The 21580-nt window shown below is 73.0% G+C and carries 21 protein-coding genes; 7 read left to right on the top strand and 14 right to left on the bottom strand.

What is annotated here, in order from left to right; all coding sequences use genetic code 11:
• Positions 1–40: 40 nt before the first annotated feature.
• Positions 41–382, bottom strand: a complete 342-nt coding sequence (locus HNR76_RS12095; protein ID WP_162310172.1) for a hypothetical protein — start codon at positions 380–382, stop codon at positions 41–43.
• An 88-nt stretch (positions 383–470) separates the two neighbouring features.
• Positions 471–1412 carry a DegV family protein gene (locus HNR76_RS12090; protein ID WP_162310173.1) on the bottom strand — a complete coding sequence of 314 codons (942 nt, stop codon included), beginning with the start codon at positions 1410–1412 and terminating at the stop codon, positions 471–473.
• A 266-nt stretch (positions 1413–1678) separates the two neighbouring features.
• Here HNR76_RS12090 and HNR76_RS12085 point away from each other — a divergent pair, with 266 nt between their 5' ends.
• Positions 1679–2215 carry a DUF924 family protein gene (locus HNR76_RS12085; RefSeq protein WP_162310174.1) on the top strand — a complete coding sequence of 179 codons (537 nt, stop codon included), beginning with the start codon at positions 1679–1681 and terminating at the stop codon, positions 2213–2215.
• Between the two features lie 66 nt (positions 2216–2281).
• Here HNR76_RS12085 and grxD read toward each other — a convergent pair whose 3' ends face one another.
• The gene (grxD, locus tag HNR76_RS12080; protein WP_162310175.1) at positions 2282–3208 is read right to left on the bottom strand and encodes a Grx4 family monothiol glutaredoxin; all 927 of its coding nucleotides are present in this window, start codon (positions 3206–3208) and stop codon (positions 2282–2284) included.
• A gap of 65 nt (positions 3209–3273) precedes the next feature.
• Here grxD and HNR76_RS12075 point away from each other — a divergent pair, with 65 nt between their 5' ends.
• Positions 3274–4050: a polysaccharide deacetylase family protein gene (locus tag HNR76_RS12075; RefSeq protein ID WP_162310176.1), complete on the top strand. Its 777-nt coding sequence runs from the start codon at positions 3274–3276 to the stop codon at positions 4048–4050.
• Positions 4051–4092: 42 nt separating this feature from the next.
• Here HNR76_RS12075 and nadA read toward each other — a convergent pair whose 3' ends face one another.
• The 5 genes from nadA to HNR76_RS12045 all read right to left on the bottom strand — a co-directional run bounded on the left by nadA (position 4093) and on the right by HNR76_RS12045 (position 9468).
• Positions 4093–6576 carry a quinolinate synthase NadA gene (gene nadA / locus HNR76_RS15450; RefSeq protein WP_246429121.1) on the bottom strand — a complete coding sequence of 828 codons (2484 nt, stop codon included), beginning with the start codon at positions 6574–6576 and terminating at the stop codon, positions 4093–4095.
• Between the two features lie 17 nt (positions 6577–6593).
• Entirely contained in the window at positions 6594–7445 is an 852-nt protein-coding gene (ubiT, locus tag HNR76_RS12060) for a ubiquinone anaerobic biosynthesis accessory factor UbiT (protein ID WP_162310177.1), read from the bottom strand.
• A gap of 69 nt (positions 7446–7514) precedes the next feature.
• On the bottom strand, positions 7515–7961 hold the full coding sequence (locus HNR76_RS12055; protein WP_162310178.1) for a putative zinc-binding protein: 447 nt from the start codon (positions 7959–7961) through the stop codon (positions 7515–7517).
• Positions 7958–9217 (bottom strand): hypothetical protein, encoded by a 1260-nt coding sequence (locus HNR76_RS12050; protein WP_162310179.1) that lies wholly within the window; start codon positions 9215–9217, stop codon positions 7958–7960. The genes HNR76_RS12055 and HNR76_RS12050 overlap by 4 nt, the downstream gene beginning before the upstream one ends.
• On the bottom strand, positions 9214–9468 hold the full coding sequence (locus tag HNR76_RS12045; protein WP_162310180.1) for a DUF2249 domain-containing protein: 255 nt from the start codon (positions 9466–9468) through the stop codon (positions 9214–9216). Before HNR76_RS12045 ends, HNR76_RS12050 begins: the two co-directional genes overlap by 4 nt.
• A gap of 179 nt (positions 9469–9647) precedes the next feature.
• Here HNR76_RS12045 and HNR76_RS12040 point away from each other — a divergent pair, with 179 nt between their 5' ends.
• From HNR76_RS12040 to HNR76_RS12025, 4 genes are all read left to right on the top strand, one after another.
• Positions 9648–10877, top strand: a complete 1230-nt coding sequence (locus tag HNR76_RS12040) for an alginate export family protein (RefSeq protein ID WP_162310181.1) — start codon at positions 9648–9650, stop codon at positions 10875–10877.
• Between the two features lie 256 nt (positions 10878–11133).
• Positions 11134–12879 carry a ribonucleoside triphosphate reductase gene (locus HNR76_RS12035; RefSeq protein ID WP_246429120.1) on the top strand — a complete coding sequence of 582 codons (1746 nt, stop codon included), beginning with the start codon at positions 11134–11136 and terminating at the stop codon, positions 12877–12879.
• 219 nt (positions 12880–13098) lie between these two features.
• The gene (gene nrdD, locus HNR76_RS12030) at positions 13099–13287 is read left to right on the top strand and encodes an anaerobic ribonucleoside-triphosphate reductase (RefSeq protein ID WP_162310182.1); all 189 of its coding nucleotides are present in this window, start codon (positions 13099–13101) and stop codon (positions 13285–13287) included.
• Positions 13284–13949: an anaerobic ribonucleoside-triphosphate reductase activating protein gene (locus HNR76_RS12025; protein ID WP_162310183.1), complete on the top strand. Its 666-nt coding sequence runs from the start codon at positions 13284–13286 to the stop codon at positions 13947–13949. The genes nrdD and HNR76_RS12025 overlap by 4 nt, the downstream gene beginning before the upstream one ends.
• 85 nt (positions 13950–14034) lie before the next feature.
• On the opposite strand, the gene HNR76_RS15610 is transcribed toward HNR76_RS12025, so the two are convergent.
• From HNR76_RS15610 to HNR76_RS12015, 3 genes are read right to left on the bottom strand one after another with little or no spacing between them, the layout of a single operon-like run.
• The gene (locus tag HNR76_RS15610; RefSeq protein ID WP_281383387.1) at positions 14035–14163 is read right to left on the bottom strand and encodes a hypothetical protein; all 129 of its coding nucleotides are present in this window, start codon (positions 14161–14163) and stop codon (positions 14035–14037) included.
• A gap of 26 nt (positions 14164–14189) precedes the next feature.
• On the bottom strand, positions 14190–14597 hold the full coding sequence (locus HNR76_RS12020) for a SirB2 family protein (RefSeq protein ID WP_162310403.1): 408 nt from the start codon (positions 14595–14597) through the stop codon (positions 14190–14192).
• 4 nt (positions 14598–14601) lie between these two features.
• The gene (locus tag HNR76_RS12015; RefSeq protein WP_162310184.1) at positions 14602–15843 is read right to left on the bottom strand and encodes an NnrS family protein; all 1242 of its coding nucleotides are present in this window, start codon (positions 15841–15843) and stop codon (positions 14602–14604) included.
• Positions 15844–16027: 184 nt separating this feature from the next.
• Here HNR76_RS12015 and HNR76_RS12010 point away from each other — a divergent pair, with 184 nt between their 5' ends.
• The gene (locus HNR76_RS12010) at positions 16028–16291 is read left to right on the top strand and encodes a hypothetical protein (RefSeq protein ID WP_162310185.1); all 264 of its coding nucleotides are present in this window, start codon (positions 16028–16030) and stop codon (positions 16289–16291) included.
• A gap of 285 nt (positions 16292–16576) precedes the next feature.
• On the opposite strand, the gene HNR76_RS12005 is transcribed toward HNR76_RS12010, so the two are convergent.
• From HNR76_RS12005 to hemN, 3 genes are all read right to left on the bottom strand, one after another.
• Positions 16577–18874: a nitric-oxide reductase large subunit gene (locus tag HNR76_RS12005; protein WP_162310186.1), complete on the bottom strand. Its 2298-nt coding sequence runs from the start codon at positions 18872–18874 to the stop codon at positions 16577–16579.
• Between the two features lie 226 nt (positions 18875–19100).
• Positions 19101–19856: a helix-turn-helix domain-containing protein gene (locus HNR76_RS12000; protein ID WP_162310187.1), complete on the bottom strand. Its 756-nt coding sequence runs from the start codon at positions 19854–19856 to the stop codon at positions 19101–19103.
• A gap of 19 nt (positions 19857–19875) precedes the next feature.
• On the bottom strand, positions 19876–21276 hold the full coding sequence (gene hemN / locus HNR76_RS11995; protein ID WP_162310188.1) for an oxygen-independent coproporphyrinogen III oxidase: 1401 nt from the start codon (positions 21274–21276) through the stop codon (positions 19876–19878).
• Between the last annotated feature and the right edge of the window lie 304 nt (positions 21277–21580).

Genomic DNA, 21580 nt, shown 5'->3' with positions numbered 1-21580 from the left:
GTGCGGGAACGGAGGGGAGGGCGCCGCGCGGCCGCGGCGGTCAGGCGCGGACGTCGCGCAGTTCCCAGTGGTTGCCGGCGAGCAGGCGCAGGCGATGCTTGAGGATCGTGCCGGACAGCCCGGTCGTGGCGACCAGGTCCACGTGCAGGTCGTGCTGGTCGCCGCCGACCGCGGCGTGCGGGTCGGTCGCACCCAGGGCCGGGTCGACCTCGTCGGGGTCGGGCTGCATGGCCCGCCAGCGCTCGAACAGCGCCGGGGTGCGCAGGGCGTCCTGCAACTGCTCGGCGAAGGCCTCGGCGCCGTGCGCGGTGAACGCCAGCGCCGGTTCGGCGCCGCGCGCGCGCTCGGGGCGGGGCAGGCGGATCAGGTAGCGCACGGACATGGAACAACTCCCGGGGGGCGATGCCGCCGACGCGGCCGCCGATGCCTCCAGCCTGCGCCATCGTGCCCGGGGCGGCAACCCGGCCGCCTCAGCCGAAGCGGTGCGGCTCGGACGCGAACGCCACCGCCACCGCGCCCTTGCCGACGTTGACCATGCCGGTCAGGCTCATCAGGCTCTCGAATACCTCCACCCCGTGCCGCTGGCAGGTCTGGCGCAGCTCGTCGTAGCCGGGCAGGGCGCGCATCTCGGCCAGCTCGCCGCCGTAGCCCAGGCTCAGGGTGGGCGTCATCAGCCCTTCGCGCACGCGCTCCTGCGCCACCTGGAACATCTTCCGCGCGGCCGCCTCGAATCCCTTGACCTTGGCCACCGGCTCGGTGACCCCGCGCCAGGCGCGCAGCACCGGCTTGATGTCCAGCGCGCTGCCCAGCGCCGCGCCGACCAGGCCGACGCTGCGGTCGCCCTTGGCCCGCGCGCGGGCGCGCAGGTAGTACAGGTCGCGCGGGATCATGTAGCCGATGGTGTTCTCCGCCAGGTGCTCCAGGCGCGCGCGGATCTGGGCCACGTTGGCGCCGGACTGGCGCATGCGCACCGCCTCCACCGCGGTGATGGCCTGGCCGGCGAACAGGTTCAGCGTATCGATCACCCGCAGCGCGAACGGGGTGTTGTAGCCGGCCGACTGGCGCACCGGCTTGTAGTCGTTGAGGATGGCGAAGCTTGCCTGCAGCGCGTTCTCGTGGATCTGGCTGCGCAGCTTGGAGATGGTCAGGCAGAACACGTGGTCGTAGTCGATCACCAGGCGCCGCAGGAACAGGTCGCGGATCTGCTCGACGGTGAACGGCGTGGTCTGGGCCTCGTGGCCGCGCTCGGCCACGTGCGCGTGCAGGAAGGCCAGCGTGGCCTCCTCGTCGCGGTGGTCCACCAGCTCCGCCTCGCCGATGCGCACCGTGATCGGCAACAGCACAATGCCGTGCTGCCGGATGAAATCGGCCGGCAGGTCGCAAGCCGAATCGACCACGATTCCGATACGCATGATGCCTCCGCGCCCACCTCGTGCCGGGACTCGAACCCTAGCGCAAACCGGGTGTCGGGCGCGACCATCGGCGCCACCGCATGGCTGCCGCGCCGGGGGCGCACGGGGGCGCGAGGCGCGGCCTCCCGCAGGCCCCGCCCGGCTGCGCCGGCACTCCGGCGCCCGGCTGGCCCGGGCCAGCCCATCGCACCGCGACTGCCGCGCGCATGCGGCCTGCACGCCGTTTGCGGCATGCTGCGCGCACGCGTGAAGAAAGGAGAGTGACGATGACGACGGCCGAGGAGGTGGTGCGGTTCTGGCGCGAAGCCGGCATCGATGCCTGGTTCAACGGTGGCGAGGCCTTCGACCGCCAGTGCGAGGCGCGCTTCCTTGGCGCGCACCACGCCGCCGCGCGGCGCGAACGGGAGCCGTGGCTGGACGGCCCGGAGGGCGCGCTGGCGCTGCTGCTGCTGCTCGACCAGATTCCCCGCAACGTGTTCCGCGGCAGCGGCCACGCCTTCGCCACCGACGGCCTGGCCCTGCACTACGCCGGGCGCGCGCTGGCGGCCGGGCACGATGCCGCGTTCGAGCCGGTGCTGCGCGCGTTCTTCTACCTGCCGTTCGAGCACTCGGAGGACCCGGCCGACCAGCGGCGCTCGGTGGAATTGTTCCGCGCCCTGGGCGATGCGACCTACCTGGATTTCGCGGTGGCGCACGAGGACGTCATCGCCCGCTTCGGCCGCTTCCCGCACCGCAACCGCGCCCTGGGCAGGGAAAGCACGGCGCAGGAGCGGGCCTGGCTGGAGGCGGGCGGCGGCTTCTGACGTCGGCGCCGGCGCCAGGCCGCCGGCCTTAGTCGGCGGCGCGGGGCGGTTGCGGGGCCGGGGCGCTCAGTAGCGCGGCACGCTGCCGTCCACTTCGGACGACCAGCGGTCGATGCCGCCCTCGACGTTGAACACCTGGCCGAAGCCGAGGGCACGGAATTCCTCGGCGACCTGGGCGCTGCGCCCGCCGACGTGGCACAGGAAGGCCAGCCGCGCGTCCTTCGGCAGCGCCTCCAGCTCGGCGCGGCCTTCGCCGTCGAGGGTGCGGTGGGCCACGGCGACCGCGGCCTGGGCGCGTTCGTCCGCGGGCCGCACGTCCACCAGCACCAGCTCGCCGGCGCGGACCTGGCGGTCGGCCTCGGCCGGGGCGATCGCCTGCACCGGCTTGGGCGCGTTGGGGTTGTCGATGGACAGGCCCTGGCCGCGGAAGTCGTCGATCCAGTCGATGGTGATGCCGTTGGCGCGCCGTGCGCTGGCCGGGTCGAACTGGATGCGCAGGCCGGCCGTCTCCACCGCGATGGCGTTGTCGTTGCGCGGGGCGATCTGGAAGCGCGGCTGGAAGCGCGCGTCGATCGACAGCGTCAGTGCCGCGTCGCCGGCATCGCCCAGCGCACCGCGCAGTTTCTCGGCGGCGGCCTCGGTGACGGCCACCCGCGGCGGGGTGCGGTCCGGCGGCGGCAGGCCCAGCAACTGCGACAGCTCGCCGCTGGCGGCCATCTGCTCGACGATGTCGCTGCCGCCCACAAGCTCGCCGTCCACGTACAGTTGCGGGATCGTCGGCCAGTTGCCGAAGGCCTTGATGCCCTCGCGGATGTCCTGGTCGGCCAGCACGTTGACGTGCCCGTATTCCACGCCCAGGTCCTCCAGCACGCCGCTGGCCTTGGCCGAGAAGCCGCACTGCGGCATGCCGGGCTGGCCCTTCATGAACAGCACGACGCGGTTGGCTTGCAGCAGCGATTCGATGCGCGAACGCAGGGCGGGGTCGAGGGACATGGAAGACTCGCGGCAGTGGGGTTGTTCGGAAAGGGTCATTCTACGCCGCGTGGCATGATGCGGCGATGAGCGCACTGGACACACAGCATTGCATTCCGCGCCGCCCGCATGCCTGGGCGGCATGGCTGGCGCTTTCTCAGCTCGCGGTGGCGATCGTCTGGTGGCGGCTGGGCTGGCCGTGGGGCCTGCCGGCGCTGCTGCTGTCGCACGCGCTGTTCCTGGTGCCGGTGTTCCTGCCGCGGGCCACGTTCTACGGGCCGGTGCTGGCCCGCCTGCCGACCGCCGAGCGGGCGGCGTGGCTGACCATCGACGACGGCCCGTCCGACGACACCCCAGCGATCCTGGACGTGCTGGAACGGCACGGCGCGCGGGCGACGTTCTTCCTGGTCGGCGCGCGTGCGCAGGCGCGGCCGCACCTGGTGGCCGAGATCCTGCGCCGCGGCCACGGCATCGGCAACCACAGCCACACCCATCCGCAGTCGCGCTTCTGGGCGCTGGGGCCGCGGGCGATGGGCCGGGAGATCGCCCACGCGCAGCAGGCACTGGCGCAGATCGCCGGTGCGCCGCCGCGCTGGTTCCGCTCGGTGGTGGGCATGACCAATCCGTTCGTGTCCGCGTCGCTGCGCCGCCACGGCCTGGTCCGGGTGGCCTGGTGCGCGCGCGGCTACGACGCGGTCGACGCCGACCCGGGCAAGGTGCTGCGGCGGATCGGCCGCGGCCTGCGGCCGGGCGCCATCGTCCTGCTGCACGAAGGCGCGCCGCACGGGCGCAGCGTGGAGATCGTCGAGGCCACGCTGCGCTTGCTGCAGCGGGAGGGCTACGCGACCGTGGCCCCGCCGTAGGCGCCCGTCCGCAGTCGCCCGGCGCTCGCCGCCGCTCCTGGTTCATGCCGCGTCGCTGCGGTAGTGCGCGCCCAGGCTGGCGCCGCGTTGCAGCGCGGTGGCCAGCAGCAGGATGGCCAGCCGCCGCTGCCAGCCGCCCGGCATGCCGATGTCGCCATCCAGCGTGCGCAGGGCGGAGGCGAGGGTGCCGCCGTCGCGCACCGGGCCCATCGCGTTCCACAGCAATGCGCGCAGCCGGGCCAGCGCCTGCGGGTCGGCCGCCGCGCCGCGCTCGGCCCAGCGGTGCGCGCCGTGCGCGACCGGCGGCAGCGCGCCGGCCTCGGCCAGCCGGCGTCCGAGGCGGTGGCCGAACACCAGCCCTTCCAGCAGCGAATTGCTGGCCAGCCGGTTGGCGCCGTGGACGCGGTTGCAGGCCACCTCGCCCACCGCGTACAGGCCGCGCACGCCGGTACGGCCGTCGCGGTCGCAGGCCAGGCCGCCCATGTGGAAGTGCGCGGCCGGCACCACCGGGATGCGTTGCCGCGCCGGGTCCAGGCCGTGCGCCAGGCAGGCCGCGTGCACGGTGGGAAACCGCACCGGCCAGGCGTCGCCCAGCAAGGTGGCGTCCAGCCAGGCGTGTCCGTTGCGGCAGGTCTCCTTCCATACCCAGCGCGCGACCAGGTCGCGCGGGGCCAGGTCGCCCAGCGGGTGCAGGCCGGCGCTCAGCGAGCGGCCGTGCGCGTCGCACAGGCGCGCGCCGGCACCGCGCAGGGCCTCGGTGACCAGCGGCAGCGTGCCGTCATCGCCGGTCGCCAGCGCGGTCGGGTGGAACTGGACGAATTCCAGGTCGCGCGCGGCGGCGCCGGCGGCCAGGCCCAGCATCAGCCCGTTGCCGTCGGCGCCGGCCGGATTGGTGGTGGCGGAGAACAGCGCGCCGATGCCGCCGGTGGCCAGCACCGCTTCGGTGCATTCGACCAGCGTCGTGTCGCCGTGCGCGTCGCACAGGCGTATGCCGGCGACGGCATCGGCGCGCAGCAGCAGGGCCTCGGCCTGGACGCCTTCGCGGAACCGGATGTGGCCGGCGGCCCGGGCCGTGCGCAGCAGCGCGGCCAGCAGCGCCGCGCCGCTGGCATCGCCGCCTGCGTGGACGATGCGGTCGGCATGGTGGCCGCCCTCGCGGCCCAGGCGCAGGCGCTCGCCGTCGCGGTCGAACGCCATGCCCAGCGCCTGCAGGCGGGCGATCGCCGCCGGCGCCCGCGCGGCCAGGTACTGCACCGACGCGCCGTCGTTGTGATGGGCGCCGGCCTCCAGGGTGTCGTGCGCGTGCGCCATCGGCGTATCGCCCGGCCCCACCGCGGCGGCGATGCCGCCCTGCGCGCGGGCGCTGGCGCTGTCGCCGCCGTCGCTGCCGCGGGCGACCACCAGCACCGGCCGCGGCGCCGCCGCCAGCGCCACCGACAACCCGGCCACGCCGCTGCCGACCACCACCAGCGGCAGGCCGCGGCGCGCGCTCATGCGCGGTCGTGCCGGCCCACGGCCAGCATCCGCTCCAATGCGGCGCGCGCGCGCGGCCACCGCCGCGGGCACGCGCACTTCGTGGCTCAGGTCGCGCAGGCAGGCGTGGATGGCCGGCAAGGTGATGCGCTGCATGTGCGGGCACAGGTTGCAGGGCTTGACGAACTCCACCTGGGGGAAGCGCACGCGCAGGTTGTCGGCCATCGAACATTCGGTGATCAGCGCCACCCGCCGCGGCTTCTCCTTCTCCAGCCAGGCGCCCATGGCGGTGGTGGAACCGACGAAGTCGGCCTCGTCCTGCACTTCGGGCGGGCACTCGGGATGGGCGACCAGGCGCGCGTCGAAGCGCTCGCGGGCGTGCCGCGCCTGCTGCGCGGTGAACTGCTCGTGCACCTCGCAGCGGCCGTTCCACAGCACCAGCTCGATGCCGGTCTGCTGGGCCACGTGGTGGCCCAGGAAGCGGTCGGGCAGGAAGATCACCTTGTCCGCGCCGCTGTCCGCGGCCATTGCCTCGACCACCTGCGCGGCGTTGGCCGAGGTGCAGCAGGCGTCGGACTCGGCCTTCACCTCGGCGCTGGTGTTGACGTAGCTGACCACCGGCGCGCCGGGATGCAGGCGGCGCAGCGCGCGCACGTCGGCGGCGGCGATCGAGGACGCCAGCGAGCAGCCGGCCTCCGGGTCCGGGATCAGCACGGTCTTGTCCGGGGCGAGGATCTTCGCGCTCTCGGCCATGAAGTGGACGCCGCACAGCACGATCAGCCCGGCGTCGCAGTCGGCCGCCGCGCGGGCCAGGGCCAGCGAGTCGCCGGTCACGTCGGCCACGCCGTGGAAGATTTCCGGCGACTGGTAGCTGTGGGCCATGATCACCGCGCCGCGCTCGCGCTTGAGGGTGTTGATCGCGTCGATCCAGGGCAGGTGCAGCGGCCATTCCAGGCACGGCAGCAGCGGTTCGAGCCTGGCGCCCAGTTCGGCGTATTGCGCTTCCAGTTCGGGGCGCCAGCGGGGGGCGGCCGGCGCTTGCATTGCGGGCATGGCGGTTCCAGTGGCGGTCAGGCGTGGTGGGCGCCACGCGCGGCGCGCGCCAGGCGGCCGCTGCGGTGCAGGACGATGCGCAGGCCCAGCGGCAGTTCCTCCCAGGGCAGGCGGTCGAGCAGGTTGCGCACGGTCAGGCCCAGCTCGGTGTCGCCGGTCAGCACCAGGCGGCGCTGGAAGAACAGGGTGTCGGCATCCTCCAGCCGCGCGGCCAGCAGCAGCAGGTCGGTGGCGCTGCCGCGCACGATGGCCTCGGCCGGCGCGTCGCAGGCCTGCAGGCGGCCGTCGCGCCAAGTCAGCACCCAGTCCAGGCCCAGGTCGTCCACGGCGATGCCCAGGCGGCGGTCGCGCACGATCTCCAGGGTGCCCGGGTCCAGCCTGGCCAGGGCGCGCTGCAGCAGGCGCACCGCCAGCGGTGCGTGCGCCGCGCGCGGCAGGCGCTGCAGCAGCGGCTGCCAGCGGCGCGGCGGCGGCAACAGGCGCAGCAGCCGGTCGGCGGCGGGCAGGAAGGCGGCGGTCGTCGGCGGCGCAACCGGGTCGGTCCGGGCCTGCTGCCGGCAGGCGTCGGAGATGAGGGTGCGCATCAGCGCCCGGGCGGTGTCGTCGGGCACGGCCATGCGCGCGGCGACCCGGCTCGCGCGCGTCAGCACCCGCGTCTCGCGTTCGCCGTCGCGCACCGGCAGCCCGGCCATGCGCTTGCTGCGATGGGCCGCATCGACCAGGCGCCTGCGCAGGCCGGCCAGGGCCACCACGGCATCGTCGATGCGGTCGATCGCATGGCGCATGCCGGCCAGCGCGCCGGTGGCGATCCGGCGCGGGGGGCCGTCCGCGGAAAGCGGCAACGGCGACAGGCGTTGTGGCAGATCCATGCGCGCGGGGCCAACGTGACGATGCGCAGCGATGCTAGCGGTACGCGCGCATGCGCCTCCTGATCTAGGTCAAGCCGGGTCCGATCGGCCGGGGTCGGGCGCCTCCGGCGCGCCGGTTCCGTGCGCGGCATCGGTGCCATTTCCGCCATCGGCGTGCAGCGCCAGCGCCGCCGGCAGCACCGCATCGTCGTAGACCGCCCGTGCCTGTTCCGGATCGAAGTCGGCGTGCTTGCGCTTGCGCACGCCGTAGTCGGACAGGGTCAGGTGCGCGGCGGCGCGCACGCCGGCCTGCTCCAGGCACGCGCTCACGCAGTGCAGGACGCAACCGTCCAGGGCCAGGATCGGGCGTCCGGACTGCGCGGTGCGCACCAGCCCGGCGACGCCGCCGCCGACGCCGGCGATGCACGACATCTCCGCCGCGCCGGCCCGGTCCAGCCACAGCGCCATCTGGTTGGCCATCTGCGCCGCGCTGGAACAGCCCGAGCAACTGTAGACGAGGGGGGGCTTGGTGTTCATCGCGGTTCTCCGTGGTCGCGCGCGAAATCGCGCATGCGCCGCAGGCAGCGCAGCAGGCAGGCGCCGCTGACGGCATAGGCGGCGGCCATCGCGGCGCCGGCCAGCGGGGCCAGCGGTGTCCACGCCACGGCCGCCGCCAGCAATGCCGACGCGCCCAGGTGCGCCAGCAGCGCGGCGTGCTTGTCGCCGTCGGGCAGCAGGCGTCCCACCGCCGGGATGCGCACCCCGCGCGGGCAGCGGCCGCGCAGGTCGATCCAGGCGATGAAGCCGACGATCTCCAGCAGCATGCCGTTCACCAGCAACGGCACCGCGATCCCGATGGCCAGCGTGCCGGCGAGCATGGCCATCGGCGCCGGTGCGCCGGCGCCCGCCGCGCAGGCGGCCGCGGCCGCCAGGCCCAGGGCCAGCACGCCCGCCCGCCAGAAGCGCACCAGCGCCGGGTTGCGCCGGTGCGGCGCATGCCATTGCAGCCACAGCACCGCCGCGGCGAATGCGATGGACGGCACCGCCAGGGCCAGTGCCGGCACCCACGACGGCGCACCGTGCAGGCGCGCGAGCGCGGCGGCGGCCAGCAGCGCCAGGGTGGCCGCCAGCCAGGCGGCGAGCGCGCGCGGCCGCACCGCCGCGGTGCCCTGGAACATCGGCAGGGTCACGCTGCCCACCGCCGCCAGCAGCACCAGCATCCAGCCGCCCATGCCCAGCGCGGCATGCGCGTCGACCAGCCGGTCCAGTGGCCACGCGGCGCGGCCGCCCAGCACCGCCGCCGCCAGCACGCCCAGGGCCACGGTCGCCGCCAGTGCCAGCAGTGCGGTGCCGAGGGCGGTGCGCAGCAGCCGTTGCGCGCCGCGCCGCAGCAGTGCCGGCAACGGCGGCAGCGCCACTGCGAGCAAGGCGGCGGCCAGCAGCGATGAAGCCGGCACCAGCAGCGCGTGCGAGCGGTACAGGCCGGCCACGAACACCGCCAGGCCCAGGTTCAGCGCCGCATGCGCCAGGAACGACGCGCGCGCGCCGGGCACCGGCGTGGCCGCGGCCACCGGCAGGAACTGCAGCAGGCTGCCGAGCATCGCGTTGCCCAGCACGCCCAGGGTGAACATATGCACCAGCGCCACCGCAGGCGGCGCCCAGCGGCCCAGCGCGAGCGCGTCGCCATCCAGCGCAAGCAGCGATCCGGCGGCGATCCCCCATAGCGGCGAGGCGGCCAGGAAGCGCAGCGGGCGCCCCAGCGGCGGTGCCCGGGTCAGGGCCAGGCCGCTCATCCCGCCGCGCGGTCGGCCAGCAGCGCGGCCTCGTCCTCGCGCCGGCAGATCGCGATGCGCGCGCCGCCGCCTTCCAGTTCGTCGATCCGCCAGGCGTAGCCCCATTGCGCCAGCACCGGCAGCAGCGGCCCGGGCCGCTGCGGCGTCAGCGCCTCTAGGCGTGCGTCGGGCGCCAGTGCGTCCAGCGCATCGAGGATGCGGTGCATGGGCTCGGGCGGAGGCAGGTGGCGCAGGTCCAGCGGCGCGGACATCGCGGTACTCGTGGGCGAACGGACGATGCCACGTTCGCAGCGCCGCGATGCGGATGCCTTGACCTGCATCAGGCGGAGCGGCGATCGGCGCGCACCGGGGGCCCGGATTGATCCGAATCAAGGAGCCGCGCGCACTGCGCGTCCAAACATGCGGGCACCCCACACGCAGGACCGCTGCCATGCAGATCGCACGCCTCATCCGCCGCACCTCCCCGCTGTTCCTGGCCCTGGTGCCGACGCTGGCCGCCGCGGCCGGCGATGCCGGGCCGATCCTCGACCTGCGCTACCGCTACGAGCATGCCCAGCAGCGGGGCATCGCCCACGATGCGCACGCGCACACGCTGCGCGCGCGGCTGGGCTACCGCACCGCGGCCCGGCATGGCTGGTCGGCGCTGGCCGAGGCCGACGGCGTGGCCCGGCTCGGCGGCCGCTACAACGACACCCGCAACGGCCGGAGCGGATATCCGGCGATCGCCGACCCGGCCGGTACGGAGATCAACCAGGCTCTGGTCCGCTACGCGGCCGGGGACAACGCGGCCACCTTCGGCCGACAGCGGATCAACCTGGGCAACCAGCGCTTCGTCGGCGGCAGCGCCTGGCGGCAGAACGAGCAGACCTACGACGGCGTGCGCCTGCAACTGGCGCCCACGCCGCGCACGACCCTGGACTATGCCTGGATCGCCGGCATCAACACCGTGTTCGGGCCGGAGGACAGCCCCGCCTCCCACCGCGCCAATCCTGCCGACATCGAAGGCCACAGCCACCTGCTGCGGGCCGGGTGGCGCCTGGCGCCGGCGCTGACCGCCACCGCCTACCACTACCGGCTGGACCTGGAAGGCGTCGCGGTCGCCGCCGCCGCGCCGTTGGGCAGCCTTGCCAGCCGCACCACCGGCCTGCGCCTGGAGGGCGGGCACGGCGACTGGAGCTACGCCGCCGAATACGCGCGCCAGCGCGAACTGGATGGCAATCCGTGGCGGCTGGACAGCCGCTACCTGCTGGCGGAGCTGGGCTATGCGCTGCGCGGGGCCACGCTCAAGGCCGGCTACGAGTCGCTGGGCGGCGGCGACGGGCCGGGCAACCATGCCTTCCAGACGCCGCTGGCCACCAAGCACGTCTTCCAGGGCTGGGCCGACGTATTCGCCACCACCCCGGCGCAGGGCGTGGACGATGCCTATGCCGGCGCGGCGGTGCCGCTGGCCGGCGGCAGCCTGCAGGCCGGGTACCACGATTTCACCCCGCAGCGCGGCGGTGGCCGCTACGGGCGCGAGATCGACCTGTCCTACGCCCGCCCGATCCCCGGGGTGAGGGGCCTGGGCGGCCTGCTGAAGCTGGCCCGCTACCGCAGCGGCGACCGCGCCCGCACGGCGGACACCGACCGGCTCTGGCTGCAACTGCAGTACGCGTACTGACCCCCGGCGCGCCCGCGCACCGGCCAGGAGGGCCGCGGCCGTGGCGCAGGCCGGCCAGGCATGGACCGGCGCCGGGCACGGCGCCCGTGCCGAGGGTCCGGCCGGGTAGGGGGCCCCGCCGGCGACGGATTGCCGACGGCCATCACAGCCTGTCTCCCCCGGTTGCCGGGAAGTGGCGCCGGCTTGATCCAGGTCAAACAACATGTGGTGGTCAAGTGCCAGGATCCCACCACATGTTGTGGATCAAGGGGATGGGATGGACGTTCAGGACAGCGTGCGACGGCACCCTGGGCCGCCGATGGTGGACCCGGTGGGCACGGTCGAGGAGTACCTCAGCCGGGCCGACTGGCGGGTCAACGCCAATGCCAACCAGGGCTACTCGCTGGGCGGGCTGATCCTCAACGTGGCCGGCAAGGTCACCGCCAACTACTGGCTGGAGCGGATCTACCCGGCGCAGATCGGCCGGGCCCACCGCGAGGGCGACCTGCACATCCACGACCTGGACATGCTTTCCGGCTACTGCGCCGGCTGGTCGCTGCGCACCCTGCTGTACGAGGGGCTCAACGGCATCCCCAACCGGGTCGAGGCCGGTCCGCCCAAGCACCTGTCCTCGGCGGTGGGCCAGATCGTCAACTTCCTGGGCACGCTGCAGAACGAATGGGCCGGCGCCCAGGCGTTCTCTTCCTTCGACACCTACATGGCTCCGTTCGTGCGCAAGGACGCGCTGTCCTACGACCAGGTGCGGCAGTGCATCCAGGAGCTGATCTACAACCTCAACGTGCCTTCGCGCTGGGGCACCCAGACCCCGTTCACCAACCTCACCTTCGACTGGGTGTGCCCGGCCGACCTGCGCGGGCAGACCCCGTTCATCGCCGGGCAGGAGATGCCGTTCGCCTACGGCGACCTGCAGGCCGAGATGGACATGATCAACCGCGCCTACATCGAGGTGATGAGCGCGGGCGACGCCAAGGGCCGGGTGTTCACCTTCCCCATCCCCACCTACAACATCACCGCCGACTTCCCCTGGGAGTCGGACAACGCGCAACGCCTGTTCGAGATGACCGCCAAGTACGGCCTGCCGTACTTCCAGAACTTCATCAACTCCGAGCTGGACCCGGGGATGATCCGCTCGATGTGCTGCCGCCTGCAGTTGGACCTGCGCGAACTGCTCAAGCGCGGCAACGGCCTGTTCGGCAGCGCCGAGCAGACCGGCAGCCTGGGCGTGGTCACGGTCAACTGCGCGCGCCTGGGCTACCTGTACCGCGGCGACGAGGCCGCGCTGTACGCGCGCCTGGACGAGCTGCTGGAACTGGGCCGGCAGAGCCTGGAGATCAAGCGCCAGGTGGTGCAGAAGCTCATCGACGACGGCCTGTATCCCTACACCAAGCGCTACCTGGGCAGCCTGCGCAACCACTTCTCCACGCTGGGCGTGAACGGGATCAACGAGATGATCCGCAACTTCACCCACGACGCCCACGACCTCGCCAGCGACTGGGGCCACGCCTTCGCCCTGCGCCTGCTCGACCACATCCGCGGGAGGATGGTGCGGTTCCAGGAAAGCAGCGGCCACCTCTACAACCTGGAGGCCACCCCGGCCGAGGGCACCACCTACCGCTTCGCCAAGGAGGACCGCCGGCGCTGGCCGGACATCCTCCAGGCCGGCAGCGACGACAAGCCCTACTACACCAATTCATCGCAACTGCCGGTGGGGTTCACCGACGACCCGTTCGAGGCGCTGGAGCGGCAGGAGGCGCTGCAGTCGCGCTACACCGGCGGCACCGTGCTGCACCTGTACATGGGCGAGCGCGTCTCCAGCGGCGCGGCCTGCCGCGACCTGGTGCGGCGCGCGCTGACCCGCTTCCGCCTGCCCTACATCACCATCACCCCGACCTTCTCGATCTGTCCCGTGCACGGCTACCTGGAAGGCGAGCACGCATTCTGCCCGCGCTGCGACGAGGAGAAGCTGGCGCAGAAGCGGCGCGCGCTGGCGGGCGCGGCCTGAGGCCGTGGTTCCCGCGCCGCCGGAACAGGACGACGTGCCGGCGAAACGCTTCGCCACGGCCGGATGGCCGGCCCCGCCGGGAAAGCGTCCGGCAGCCTCCGGCCGGTCGTCCGTCGGCGTCGAGCCGCGCTGGCTGCGCGGCCAGCGTGAAACCAGCGCCATCCGTTTCACCCACCGCCCATCTCCCGATGGTCGGCCCAACCCGACAGGAGCACACCCATGACCACCGCCACCCTTGCCCCCACCCTGCGCGACGAGGAACGCCAGCCCTGCGAAGTCTGGACCCGCGTGATGGGCTACCACCGTCCCGTCTCCAGCTTCAACATCGGCAAGCAGGGCGAGCATGCCGAACGCCGCTTCTTCGCCGAGCCGGCCCCCGTCCTGGCCGGAGCGGCACGCGCGGCATGATCCGGATCGGCGGCATGCTGCCGCTGACCACGATCGACTTCCCGGGAAAGCTGGCGGCGGTCCTGTTCCTGCAGGGCTGCCCCTGGCGCTGCGGCTACTGCCACAACCCGGAACTGCTGCCCGCGCGCGGCGAACGCGCGATCGCCTGGGAACGGGCGGTCGCGTTCCTGCGGCGGCGGCGCGGCCTGCTCGACGGGGTGGTCTTCTCCGGCGGCGAGCCGACCCTGCAACCGGGGCTGGGCGGCGCCCTGCGCGTGGTGCGCGAGCTGGGCTTCGCCACCGCCCTGCATACCGGCGGCATGTACCCGCTGCGCCTGGCCCGGCTGCTGCCGCAACTGGACTGGGTGGGCCTGGACATCAAGGCGCCGCCTGCGCGCCATGCCGCGATCACCGGCCGCCGCCTCGGCGCCGCCGCGGTGTGGGATGCGCTGGATTGGCTGCTGGACAGCGGTGTGGACTACGAATGCCGCACCACCTGGCACCCGGACCTGTACCCGGAACCCGAGCTGCATGCGCTGGGCCGCGAACTGGCGCGCCGCGGCGTGCGCCGCTGGGTGGTGCAGGAGTGCCGCCTGGACCCGTCGCGGCATGCGCCGTGGACGCCGCCGGACGGCGCCACCCTGGGCGAGGGATTCGCCGACTTCCAGTTGCGGCGCGCGTGACGCGTCCACCTTCGCGGCCGCCTCCGTGCGGAAGCCGGCTTCGGCCGCCGACCCGGCCGCCGCGCGTACGCGCGCCGCCGCACGGTCAATCCTCGCCGGCCGACTCCCCGCCCATGGGCGCCTGCGCCGACATGCCGGCCGCGTCCCAGGATTCCTGCAGCAGCGGACAGGCCGGCAGGCAGGGGTCGGGCAGTTCCATTTCGCTCAGGTCCATGGTGCGGCGCCTCCGTCGGATGCGGCTCAGCCGGACAACAGGTAGAACGCGCCCAGCGGGTGGTGGGCGCGGGCGATGCAGTACATCTGCAGGTAGACCAGCAGGGCGGCCACGTAGAACGCCGCGCGCCGGCCGCGCCCGCGGCCGCCGCGCCGGCCCAGCGCCAGCACTCCCAGCACCACGTAGGCCACCAGCAGCACCAGCTTGACGGTCAGCCAGCCGTTGGCGAACAGCGCGCCCGGCAGGATGGTCAGCAGCATCAGCGCGGCGGTCAGCAGCACCGTGTCGATGCTGTAGCTCAGGTACCGCACCGGCGCGGCCAGCGGCCAGCGCATCCCGGCCAGCGCGCCGGCGCCGCGCAGCGCGAACAGGCTGCCGCTGGCCATGATCGCGGCCACGTGCACCCACTTGATCTGCGGATAGAACTCGATCACCGATTCACCCCGGGCGTCCATCGCGGCGCGGCGACAGGTAGATGCCGCCGATGCGCGCCACCCAGGGCGACAGCGCCACCAGCCAGCCCACCGCGGCCACCGCCTGCCACAGTCCCGGGTCGGGCAGCACGTCGGCCAGCACCCGCACCGTGGCGACCCCCTGGATCGCCACGAAGGCGAACCAGGCGATGCCGTACATCCGCAGCGGCCGGCCCGAATGGCCCTGCGTCACCCGGGTGACCATCGCCACCAGCAGGCTGCCGAAGAAACCGATGAACAGCGCATGCATCGGCGCGCGGCCGAGGATGAATTCGCCGCTGAGCAGGTAGGTGAAGCTCTGCGCCAAGTACAGGGCGAAGGTCGCCGGCAGCCAGGCCGTGCCGATGAACAGCACCGCCAGCAGCCCCGGCATCTTCGCCCGTGGCCACCAGCGCCACACCGCGTAGCCGGCCAGCGCCAGCAGCGGCAGGTCGGCCAGCCACAGCCAGGCATAGGCATGCGCGAGTTCCAGGCCCAGGTGGACCATCAGCAGCGCCCACACCGCGCCCAGCCACCACAGCGGCCGCCACGGCACATAGCCCGGCACCGAGTTGCCGGCGAAGAACGGGAACATGCGGTGGGCCACGGTGACGTACACCGGCAGCAGCAGGCCGAAGCCGCCCAGCTTGATGCTGGCGAAGGCCCAGTCCGGCGATGCGCCCAGGGCGAAGGCGATGAACATCGCCAGCCCCAGCCAGCCCAGCGCCAGCGCGGCGAAGCACGAGCGCGCATGCCAGGTGCGCCCCTTCTCGTCGGCCAGCAACCGGCCCAGGACGATCAGCGCCGTGCTCCAGCCGGCCAGCGCCATCCACAGCCCCACCATCAGTCCCGCCTCCCAGCCGGCCGCGCCCAGGAGCATGGCCAACTGGCCGCCCATCAGCCCCGCGCCCACCGGCAGGTAGTGGTGGCGCTGCAGGTCCGGCAGCCCCATCCAGCGCGGGAACACGGTCAGCAGGAAGCCGAATATGAAACTGGGCAGCACCAGGTACTGCATCAGGAACGCGTGCAGCCAGCCGGCCGGTATCGCCGGCGGCGGCAGCGTCCACGCGCCCCAGCGCACCGCCGCCAGCCACAGCGCCCACCACAGCATCGCCAGCAGCACGTTGGCCGCGCCGATGAAGAACATCAGGCGGTGCGGCGCGTGCGCCAGCCAGGCGGGCGAAGTGCGTTGGCGTGGACCGGGCAAGGGGACGTATTCGATGCGCATGGCCGCAGTCTGTCGCCGCGGCGGGAAGGGTGCCTTGACCTGGGTCAGGCCGGGCCGGATCGAGGATCGGGCACCGGCTTGATGCCGGTCAAGGCTGCATCCGGCGGCGTGACGGTACAGTCGCCGCCACCCTGGCGCGCGCCCGTGCGGCGCGCGCCGTTCCCGATCCTCCGCGAGAACGCCGATGCCCAGCGCGCCCGACCACGCCCCCTCCTCCGGACCGTCGCGACTGGCGGCCATCCACGCCGCCATGCGCCGGCTCGATCCCGGGGCCGACGTCGCCCTGGACCCGGACAACGGCCGCATGAAGGTGCTGACCGTGCTGCCGCCCGACGAGGTCATGCGCGTGCTGGTGGAGCTGGGCGAGGTGGCCGAACTGCTGGACGAGGACGCGGATACGGCCGCGCCGGGCGGCGGTGGCTGCGGTTGCGGGTGTTCGCACCGCTGACGTCGCGCGGGATCGGCCGTGCGCTCCTGCGGCCGCGATGGACAGGAGCGCCTCCCCCGCGTCTCTTGCCCGCGTTCCTTGTAGAAGCCGACTCCGGTCGGCGGCATGCCGCCGGGGCCTGGTTGGCGCCGGCGTACGGGATGGCGTTCGCCGGCTGGACCCGGCTCCTGCAGAGAGGCGGGTCGCCGCCGCCATCTTGCGGCCGCCGGCGCCCACCGGGCAGCGACCGAAAGACCGGGGCCGCATTGCGCGGCCCCGGTGTTCGCCTGCGAGGACGGCGAGCCCTCAGCGGTTCGGCGCGATCGCCGTGGCCGCGGCGGCGGCGGTCGCCGACACCGGCGTCTCGCGCTTGGGCGCCACCCACAGCCGCAGCACGAACCAGGCCAGGGCCAGCGCGCCGACGCTGAACAGCGTGTCGGCCGGCACCCGCATCCACACCAGCAGGTCCACGATCGGCTGCTGCATGAACTCGGCCGAGCGCGCATACCAGTAGCCGTGCTTGAGCGCGGCATTGAGCTGCAGGATGCCCAGCGGCAGCAGGGTGAAGGCGGCCATGCCGGCCAGGCCGATGTTCAGCGACCAGAAGCTGGTCTTCAGCAGCTTGTCGCTCCACTTCACGTCCGGCTTCAGCCCGCGCAGGCAGAACAGCATCAGGCCGATGCCGAGCATGCCGTACACGCCGAACAGCGCGGTGTGGCCGTGGGTCGGGGTCAGGTTCAGGCCCTGCATGTAGTACAGCGGCAGCGGCGGGTTGATCAGGAAGCCGAACAGGCCCGCGCCCACCAGGTTCCAGAACGCCACCGCGATGAAGAACGTGATCGGCCACTTGTACTTGGCCATCCATGGCGTGGCCTTGCCCAGCCGGTAGCTCTGGTAGGCCTCGAAGCCGACGTAGGCCAGCGGCACCACCTCCAGCGCCGAGATGCTCGCGCCCAGCGCGATCACCGCGGTGGGCGTGCCGGTGAAGTACAGGTGGTGCAGGGTGCCCAGCACGCCGCCGGCCATGAACACGATGGTGGCGAACAGCACCGCCACCGTCGCGCTGCGTACCTGCAGCAGGCCCAGGCGGGTGAACAGGAAGGCGATCACCGCCACCGCGAAGACCTCGAAGAAGCCTTCCACCCACAGGTGCACCACCCACCAGCGCCAGTACTCGACCATCGACAGGTGGGTGTGCTCGCCCCACATCAGGCCCGCGGCGTAGAACAGGCCGATGGCCACCGTCGACAGGAACAGCAGCGTGACGATGGAGCGCGACTCGCCGCCGCCGCGGATCGACGGCCACAGCGCGCGCCCGACCAGCAGCAGCCACAGGCCCAGGCCGATGAACAGGAACCACTGCCAGAAGCGGCCCATGTCCACGTATTCCCAGCCCTGGTGGCCGAACCAGAAGTTGTGCTCCAGGCCCAGCTTCTGCATCACCGCCAGCCACTGGCCGACGAACGAGCCCACCACGATCACCAGCAGGCAGGCCCACAGCACGTTCACCCCCAGGCGCTGGAACCTGGGCTCGTGCCCGGAGATGGCCGGGCCGATGTACAGGCCCATGCCCAGCCACGCGGTGGCGATCCACAGCACCGCCAACTGGGTGTGCCAGGTGCGGGTCAGCGCGTAGGGCAGCACGTCGGCCAGGGCGAAGCCGTACGCCTCCTGGCCCTCGACCTGGTAGTGCGCGGTGATCGCGCCCAGCAGGATCTGGGTCAGGAACAGCGCGATCACCACCCAGAAGTACTTGGCGGTGGCGCGCATGGACGGGGTGACCTCGATCGCCGCCAGCGGGTCGCTCTTGGGCAGCACCGGCACCATCTCGTCGCCGTGGTTGACCGCGTAGTGCCAGCCCAGCAGGGCGATGCCGGCGATCAGGAACAGCACGCTGAACACCGTCCACAGGAAGGTGCTGGGCGGGGCGGTGTTGCCGACCAGCTCGTCGTAGGGCCAGTTGGCGGTGTAGCTGATGCCCTCGTTGGGGCGCAGGGTGACCGAGGACCACGCGGCCCACCAGTAGAAGCCGGTCAACTGGCGGCGGTGCTCGGGGTCGGGCACGGTGCCCTCGCGCATCGCGTAGGCCTCGCGCAGGCCGCGCATGGCCGGGTCGCTGCCGAACAACTGCTGGTAGTGCGCGGCGACCTGGCGCATCGCCTGCGCGCGGTCGGCGTCGACCTGGATGGCGCCGGTGGCCGCGTCGTAGGTGTTGGGGCGCATCAGCGCCTGCACCCGCGTGGCGTAGGCGGCCAGGGTGGGGGCGTCCAGGTCCTTGTGGCTGGCCGCGCCGTGCTCGCGCGCGGCCCAGATGTCCAGGATCGCCTCGGCCTCGCGGTGCAGCCAGTCCGCGCCCCAGTCCGGGGCGACGTAGCCGCCATGGCCCCAGATGGAACCCAACTGCTGGCCGCCGATGGACTGCCAGACCTGGCGTCCGGTCTCGATGTCCTGGCGGGTATAGAGGATCTGCCCGTCCTGGCTGACCACCGCTTCGGGCATGGGCGGTGCCTGGCGGTGCACTTCGCTGCCGACCCACAACAGGACGGCGAACGAAGCGATGAGCAGGACGGCGAGTCCGGCCCATAGCTTGCGGGTGGAGTTCATGGCGTATCGCTCGGTGTGGAGAACGCCTGCATGTTCGGCGGGCGCCGTCCGGGCCTCCATGACCCAGGTCAAGCCGCGCCGCGACCGCCCCCCGGGGCACGGCCGTTGGCCGCCTCTACGCACGACGGAGTTGCTCCACGGAGGAGCGCCCTGGGGCGCGGGGGGGCGTTCCCGGTCCGCGGCGATGGCCACGCGGCCAAGGCCGCTCCTGCAAAGGCGCGGGTGGCTAGTGCCGCAGCACCGCCAACGCGATAGCCTCCAGGCGCGGCAGGTCCACGATCTCCACGTCGCGCTGCTTGATCTGCACCAGGCCGTCGCGCTCGAACCGGCGCAGCACCCGGCTCACCGTCTCCGGCGCCTGGCGCAGGTAGTTGGCGATGTCGGTGCGCGACATGGTCAACTGGAAGCGGCGCGGCGAGAACCCGCGCGAGGCCAGGCGCCGCGACAGGCCTATCAGGAACGCGGCCATGCGCTCGTCGGCCGAATGGTCGCCGGCGAACAGCGAGGCCACGCCGATGTCGCGGCTCATCAGCCGGAACAACTGCTGCTGCAGGTTGGGCAGGCGGGTGGCCAGCAGGGCGATGCGCGGGAACGAGAACCGGCACAGCATCACCGTGTCCAGGGCCACCGCGTTGCACGGGTAGTGCTCGCCGTGGATCGCGTTGAGGCCGATCACCTCGCCGGGCAGGTGGAAGCCCAGCACCTGCTCGCGCCCGTCGCGGTCGGTGACGTAGGTCTTGACCGTGCCGGCGCGCACCGCGGCGATCGCGTCGAAGCGGTCGCCCTCGCGGAACACGTGGTCGCCGGGCTTGAGCGGGCCGACGTGCTCGACCAGCACGTGCAGGTCCATCAGCGAGGCCTTGTCCATGCCCTCGGACAGGCACGCCTGCGAGAACGCGCAGGTGGAGCAGAAATTCAGGGCATCGCCGTCATCGGCCAGGATGCTGGCATCCGTGCGCGGGAAGACGACGCCGGAACTCATCCCGTCCGCTCCGGGCGGTTCAGACGGTACGCGAGAACTGCGTGGGCGCAGGCGCGGATCGGGGCAGGTAGCGGTCGAAGCACATGGCTATGATACGCAGCAGCAGCTTGCCCCGGGAAGTGGCGCGCAGCCCGGCCGCGCTCAGTTCCACCAGGCCGTCGTCGGCCAGCACGGCCAGCCGCTGCATGGCGTCGGCGAAGTACTCGCGGAAGTCGATGACGTGGCGCCGCCCGACCGCCTCGAAGTCCAGTTCGCCGTGGCACATCAACTGCTGGATCACGTCCGCGCGCAGCACGTCGTCCTGGCTCATGCGCATGCCGCGCCATACCGGCAGGCGGCCGTCGTCGATGGCCTGCTCCCAACTGTGCAGGTCGCGCGGGTTCTGGCTGAAGCTCTCGCCGACGTGGCTGATCGCGCTCACCCCCAGGCCGACCAGGTCGCTGTCGGCGCAGGTGGTGTAGCCCATGAAGTTGCGGTGCAGGCCGCCGCGGGCCTGGGCGATGGCCAGGTCGTCGCCGGGCAGGGCGAAGTGGTCCATGCCGATGTAGACGTAGCCGGCCTGGTCCAGGCGGTCGATCGCCCGCTGCAGCAGGGCCAGCTTGACCTCGGGGGCGGGCAGCTCCTCGTCGCGGATGCGGCGCTGCGGGCGGAACAGCGCGGGCAGGTGCGCGTAGCTGTAGATGGCGAAGCGGTCCGGGCGCGCGTCCAGGGCCGCGTCCAGGGTGCGGTCGAAGCCGGCCAGGGTCTGCCGCGGCAGGCCGTAGATCAGGTCCACGTTGACCGAGCGCATGCCGTACGCGCGGCAGGCGTGGATCACCGCCACGGTCTGCTCCACGCTCTGGATGCGGTTGACCGCCTCCTGCACCGCCGGGTCGAAGTCCTGCACGCCCAGGCTGGTGCGGTTGAAGCCGGCCTCGGCGAGCTGGCCGATCTCCCCGGGCGAGACGAAGCGCGGGTCCAGCTCGATCGAGCAGTCCAGGTGCGCGTCGCGGGCCAGGTGGAAGTGGCGGCGCATCACGTCCACGGTCTCGGCCAGTTGCGCCGGCGAGAGGAAGTTGGGCGTGCCGCCGCCGAAGTGCAACTGCACCACCTCGCGGTCGCGGTCGAACAGCGCCGACATCATCCCGATCTCGCGGTACAGGCGGGTCAGGTAGGCCTCGCCGCGCGCGGTGTCGCGGGTGATGATGCGGTTGCAGCCGCAGTAGAAGCACGGGCTGGTGCAGAACGGGATGTGCACGTACAGCGACAGCGGGCGCGGGATCGGGTCGCCGTTGGTGGCCTCGGCCATCCTGCGCAGGTCCGCCTCGCCGAAGCCGGGCGAGAACTGCGGCGCGGTCGGGTAGGAGGTGTAGCGCGGCCCCGGCACGTCGTAGCGCCGGAGCAGGTCGGGGTCGAACAGGGCGGTGGATAGGCTGGCCATGCGGACAGGCTAGGGGCCGCCTCGGACCAGCGTCATTGACGTGGGTCAATCCGCCGCGGTCGCCTCCGCCGCCTTCAGCAAGGTGAGGGGCGCGCGCGCCGCGGCAAGCCGGCGCGGATGCCGATGCCTTCGCTGCAATGCACAACGGGAGTGCGCCGGTGCACCTGCACGGTGCGGGCGGTCCCCCGCATGGCCAGCCGCCGCGGCCGCGCACCGCCGCCGCAATCTCGCGAACCCCTTGGGCGCAAAGGCTCGCGCGCCGCGCCGCCGCGCATGCGCGAAGTTGGCACGGCCGTTGCGTAGG

The organism is Pseudoxanthomonas broegbernensis, assembly GCF_014202435.1.
Classification (GTDB): domain Bacteria; phylum Pseudomonadota; class Gammaproteobacteria; order Xanthomonadales; family Xanthomonadaceae; genus Pseudoxanthomonas; species Pseudoxanthomonas broegbernensis.
This window is presented reverse-complemented; position numbering and strand designations above follow the sequence as displayed.

Coding starts and splice junctions, on each gene's coding strand:
- HNR76_RS12045 (WP_162310180.1), bottom strand. CDS start 9,468: ATGTCCGCGCCGCTGGACCTGCGCCACCTGCCTCCGCCCGAGCCCATG.
- nadA (WP_246429121.1), bottom strand. CDS start 6,576: ATGCCCGCAATGCAAGCGCCGGCCGCCCCCCGCTGGCGCCCCGAACTG.
- HNR76_RS15610 (WP_281383387.1), bottom strand. CDS start 14,163: ATGGACCTGAGCGAAATGGAACTGCCCGACCCCTGCCTGCCGGCCTGT.
- HNR76_RS12075 (WP_162310176.1), top strand. CDS start 3,274: ATGAGCGCACTGGACACACAGCATTGCATTCCGCGCCGCCCGCATGCC.
- hemN (WP_162310188.1), bottom strand. CDS start 21,276: ATGGCCAGCCTATCCACCGCCCTGTTCGACCCCGACCTGCTCCGGCGC.
- HNR76_RS12095 (WP_162310172.1), bottom strand. CDS start 382: ATGTCCGTGCGCTACCTGATCCGCCTGCCCCGCCCCGAGCGCGCGCGC.
- HNR76_RS12040 (WP_162310181.1), top strand. CDS start 9,648: ATGCAGATCGCACGCCTCATCCGCCGCACCTCCCCGCTGTTCCTGGCC.
- HNR76_RS12010 (WP_162310185.1), top strand. CDS start 16,028: ATGCCCAGCGCGCCCGACCACGCCCCCTCCTCCGGACCGTCGCGACTG.
- grxD (WP_162310175.1), bottom strand. CDS start 3,208: ATGTCCCTCGACCCCGCCCTGCGTTCGCGCATCGAATCGCTGCTGCAA.
- HNR76_RS12005 (WP_162310186.1), bottom strand. CDS start 18,874: ATGAACTCCACCCGCAAGCTATGGGCCGGACTCGCCGTCCTGCTCATC.
- HNR76_RS12090 (WP_162310173.1), bottom strand. CDS start 1,412: ATGCGTATCGGAATCGTGGTCGATTCGGCTTGCGACCTGCCGGCCGAT.
- nrdD (WP_162310182.1), top strand. CDS start 13,099: ATGACCACCGCCACCCTTGCCCCCACCCTGCGCGACGAGGAACGCCAG.
- ubiT (WP_162310177.1), bottom strand. CDS start 7,445: ATGGATCTGCCACAACGCCTGTCGCCGTTGCCGCTTTCCGCGGACGGC.
- HNR76_RS12000 (WP_162310187.1), bottom strand. CDS start 19,856: ATGAGTTCCGGCGTCGTCTTCCCGCGCACGGATGCCAGCATCCTGGCC.
- HNR76_RS12085 (WP_162310174.1), top strand. CDS start 1,679: ATGACGACGGCCGAGGAGGTGGTGCGGTTCTGGCGCGAAGCCGGCATC.
- HNR76_RS12025 (WP_162310183.1), top strand. CDS start 13,284: ATGATCCGGATCGGCGGCATGCTGCCGCTGACCACGATCGACTTCCCG.
- HNR76_RS12015 (WP_162310184.1), bottom strand. CDS start 15,843: ATGCGCATCGAATACGTCCCCTTGCCCGGTCCACGCCAACGCACTTCG.
- HNR76_RS12035 (WP_246429120.1), top strand. CDS start 11,134: ATGGACGTTCAGGACAGCGTGCGACGGCACCCTGGGCCGCCGATGGTG.
- HNR76_RS12055 (WP_162310178.1), bottom strand. CDS start 7,961: ATGAACACCAAGCCCCCCCTCGTCTACAGTTGCTCGGGCTGTTCCAGC.
- HNR76_RS12050 (WP_162310179.1), bottom strand. CDS start 9,217: ATGAGCGGCCTGGCCCTGACCCGGGCACCGCCGCTGGGGCGCCCGCTG.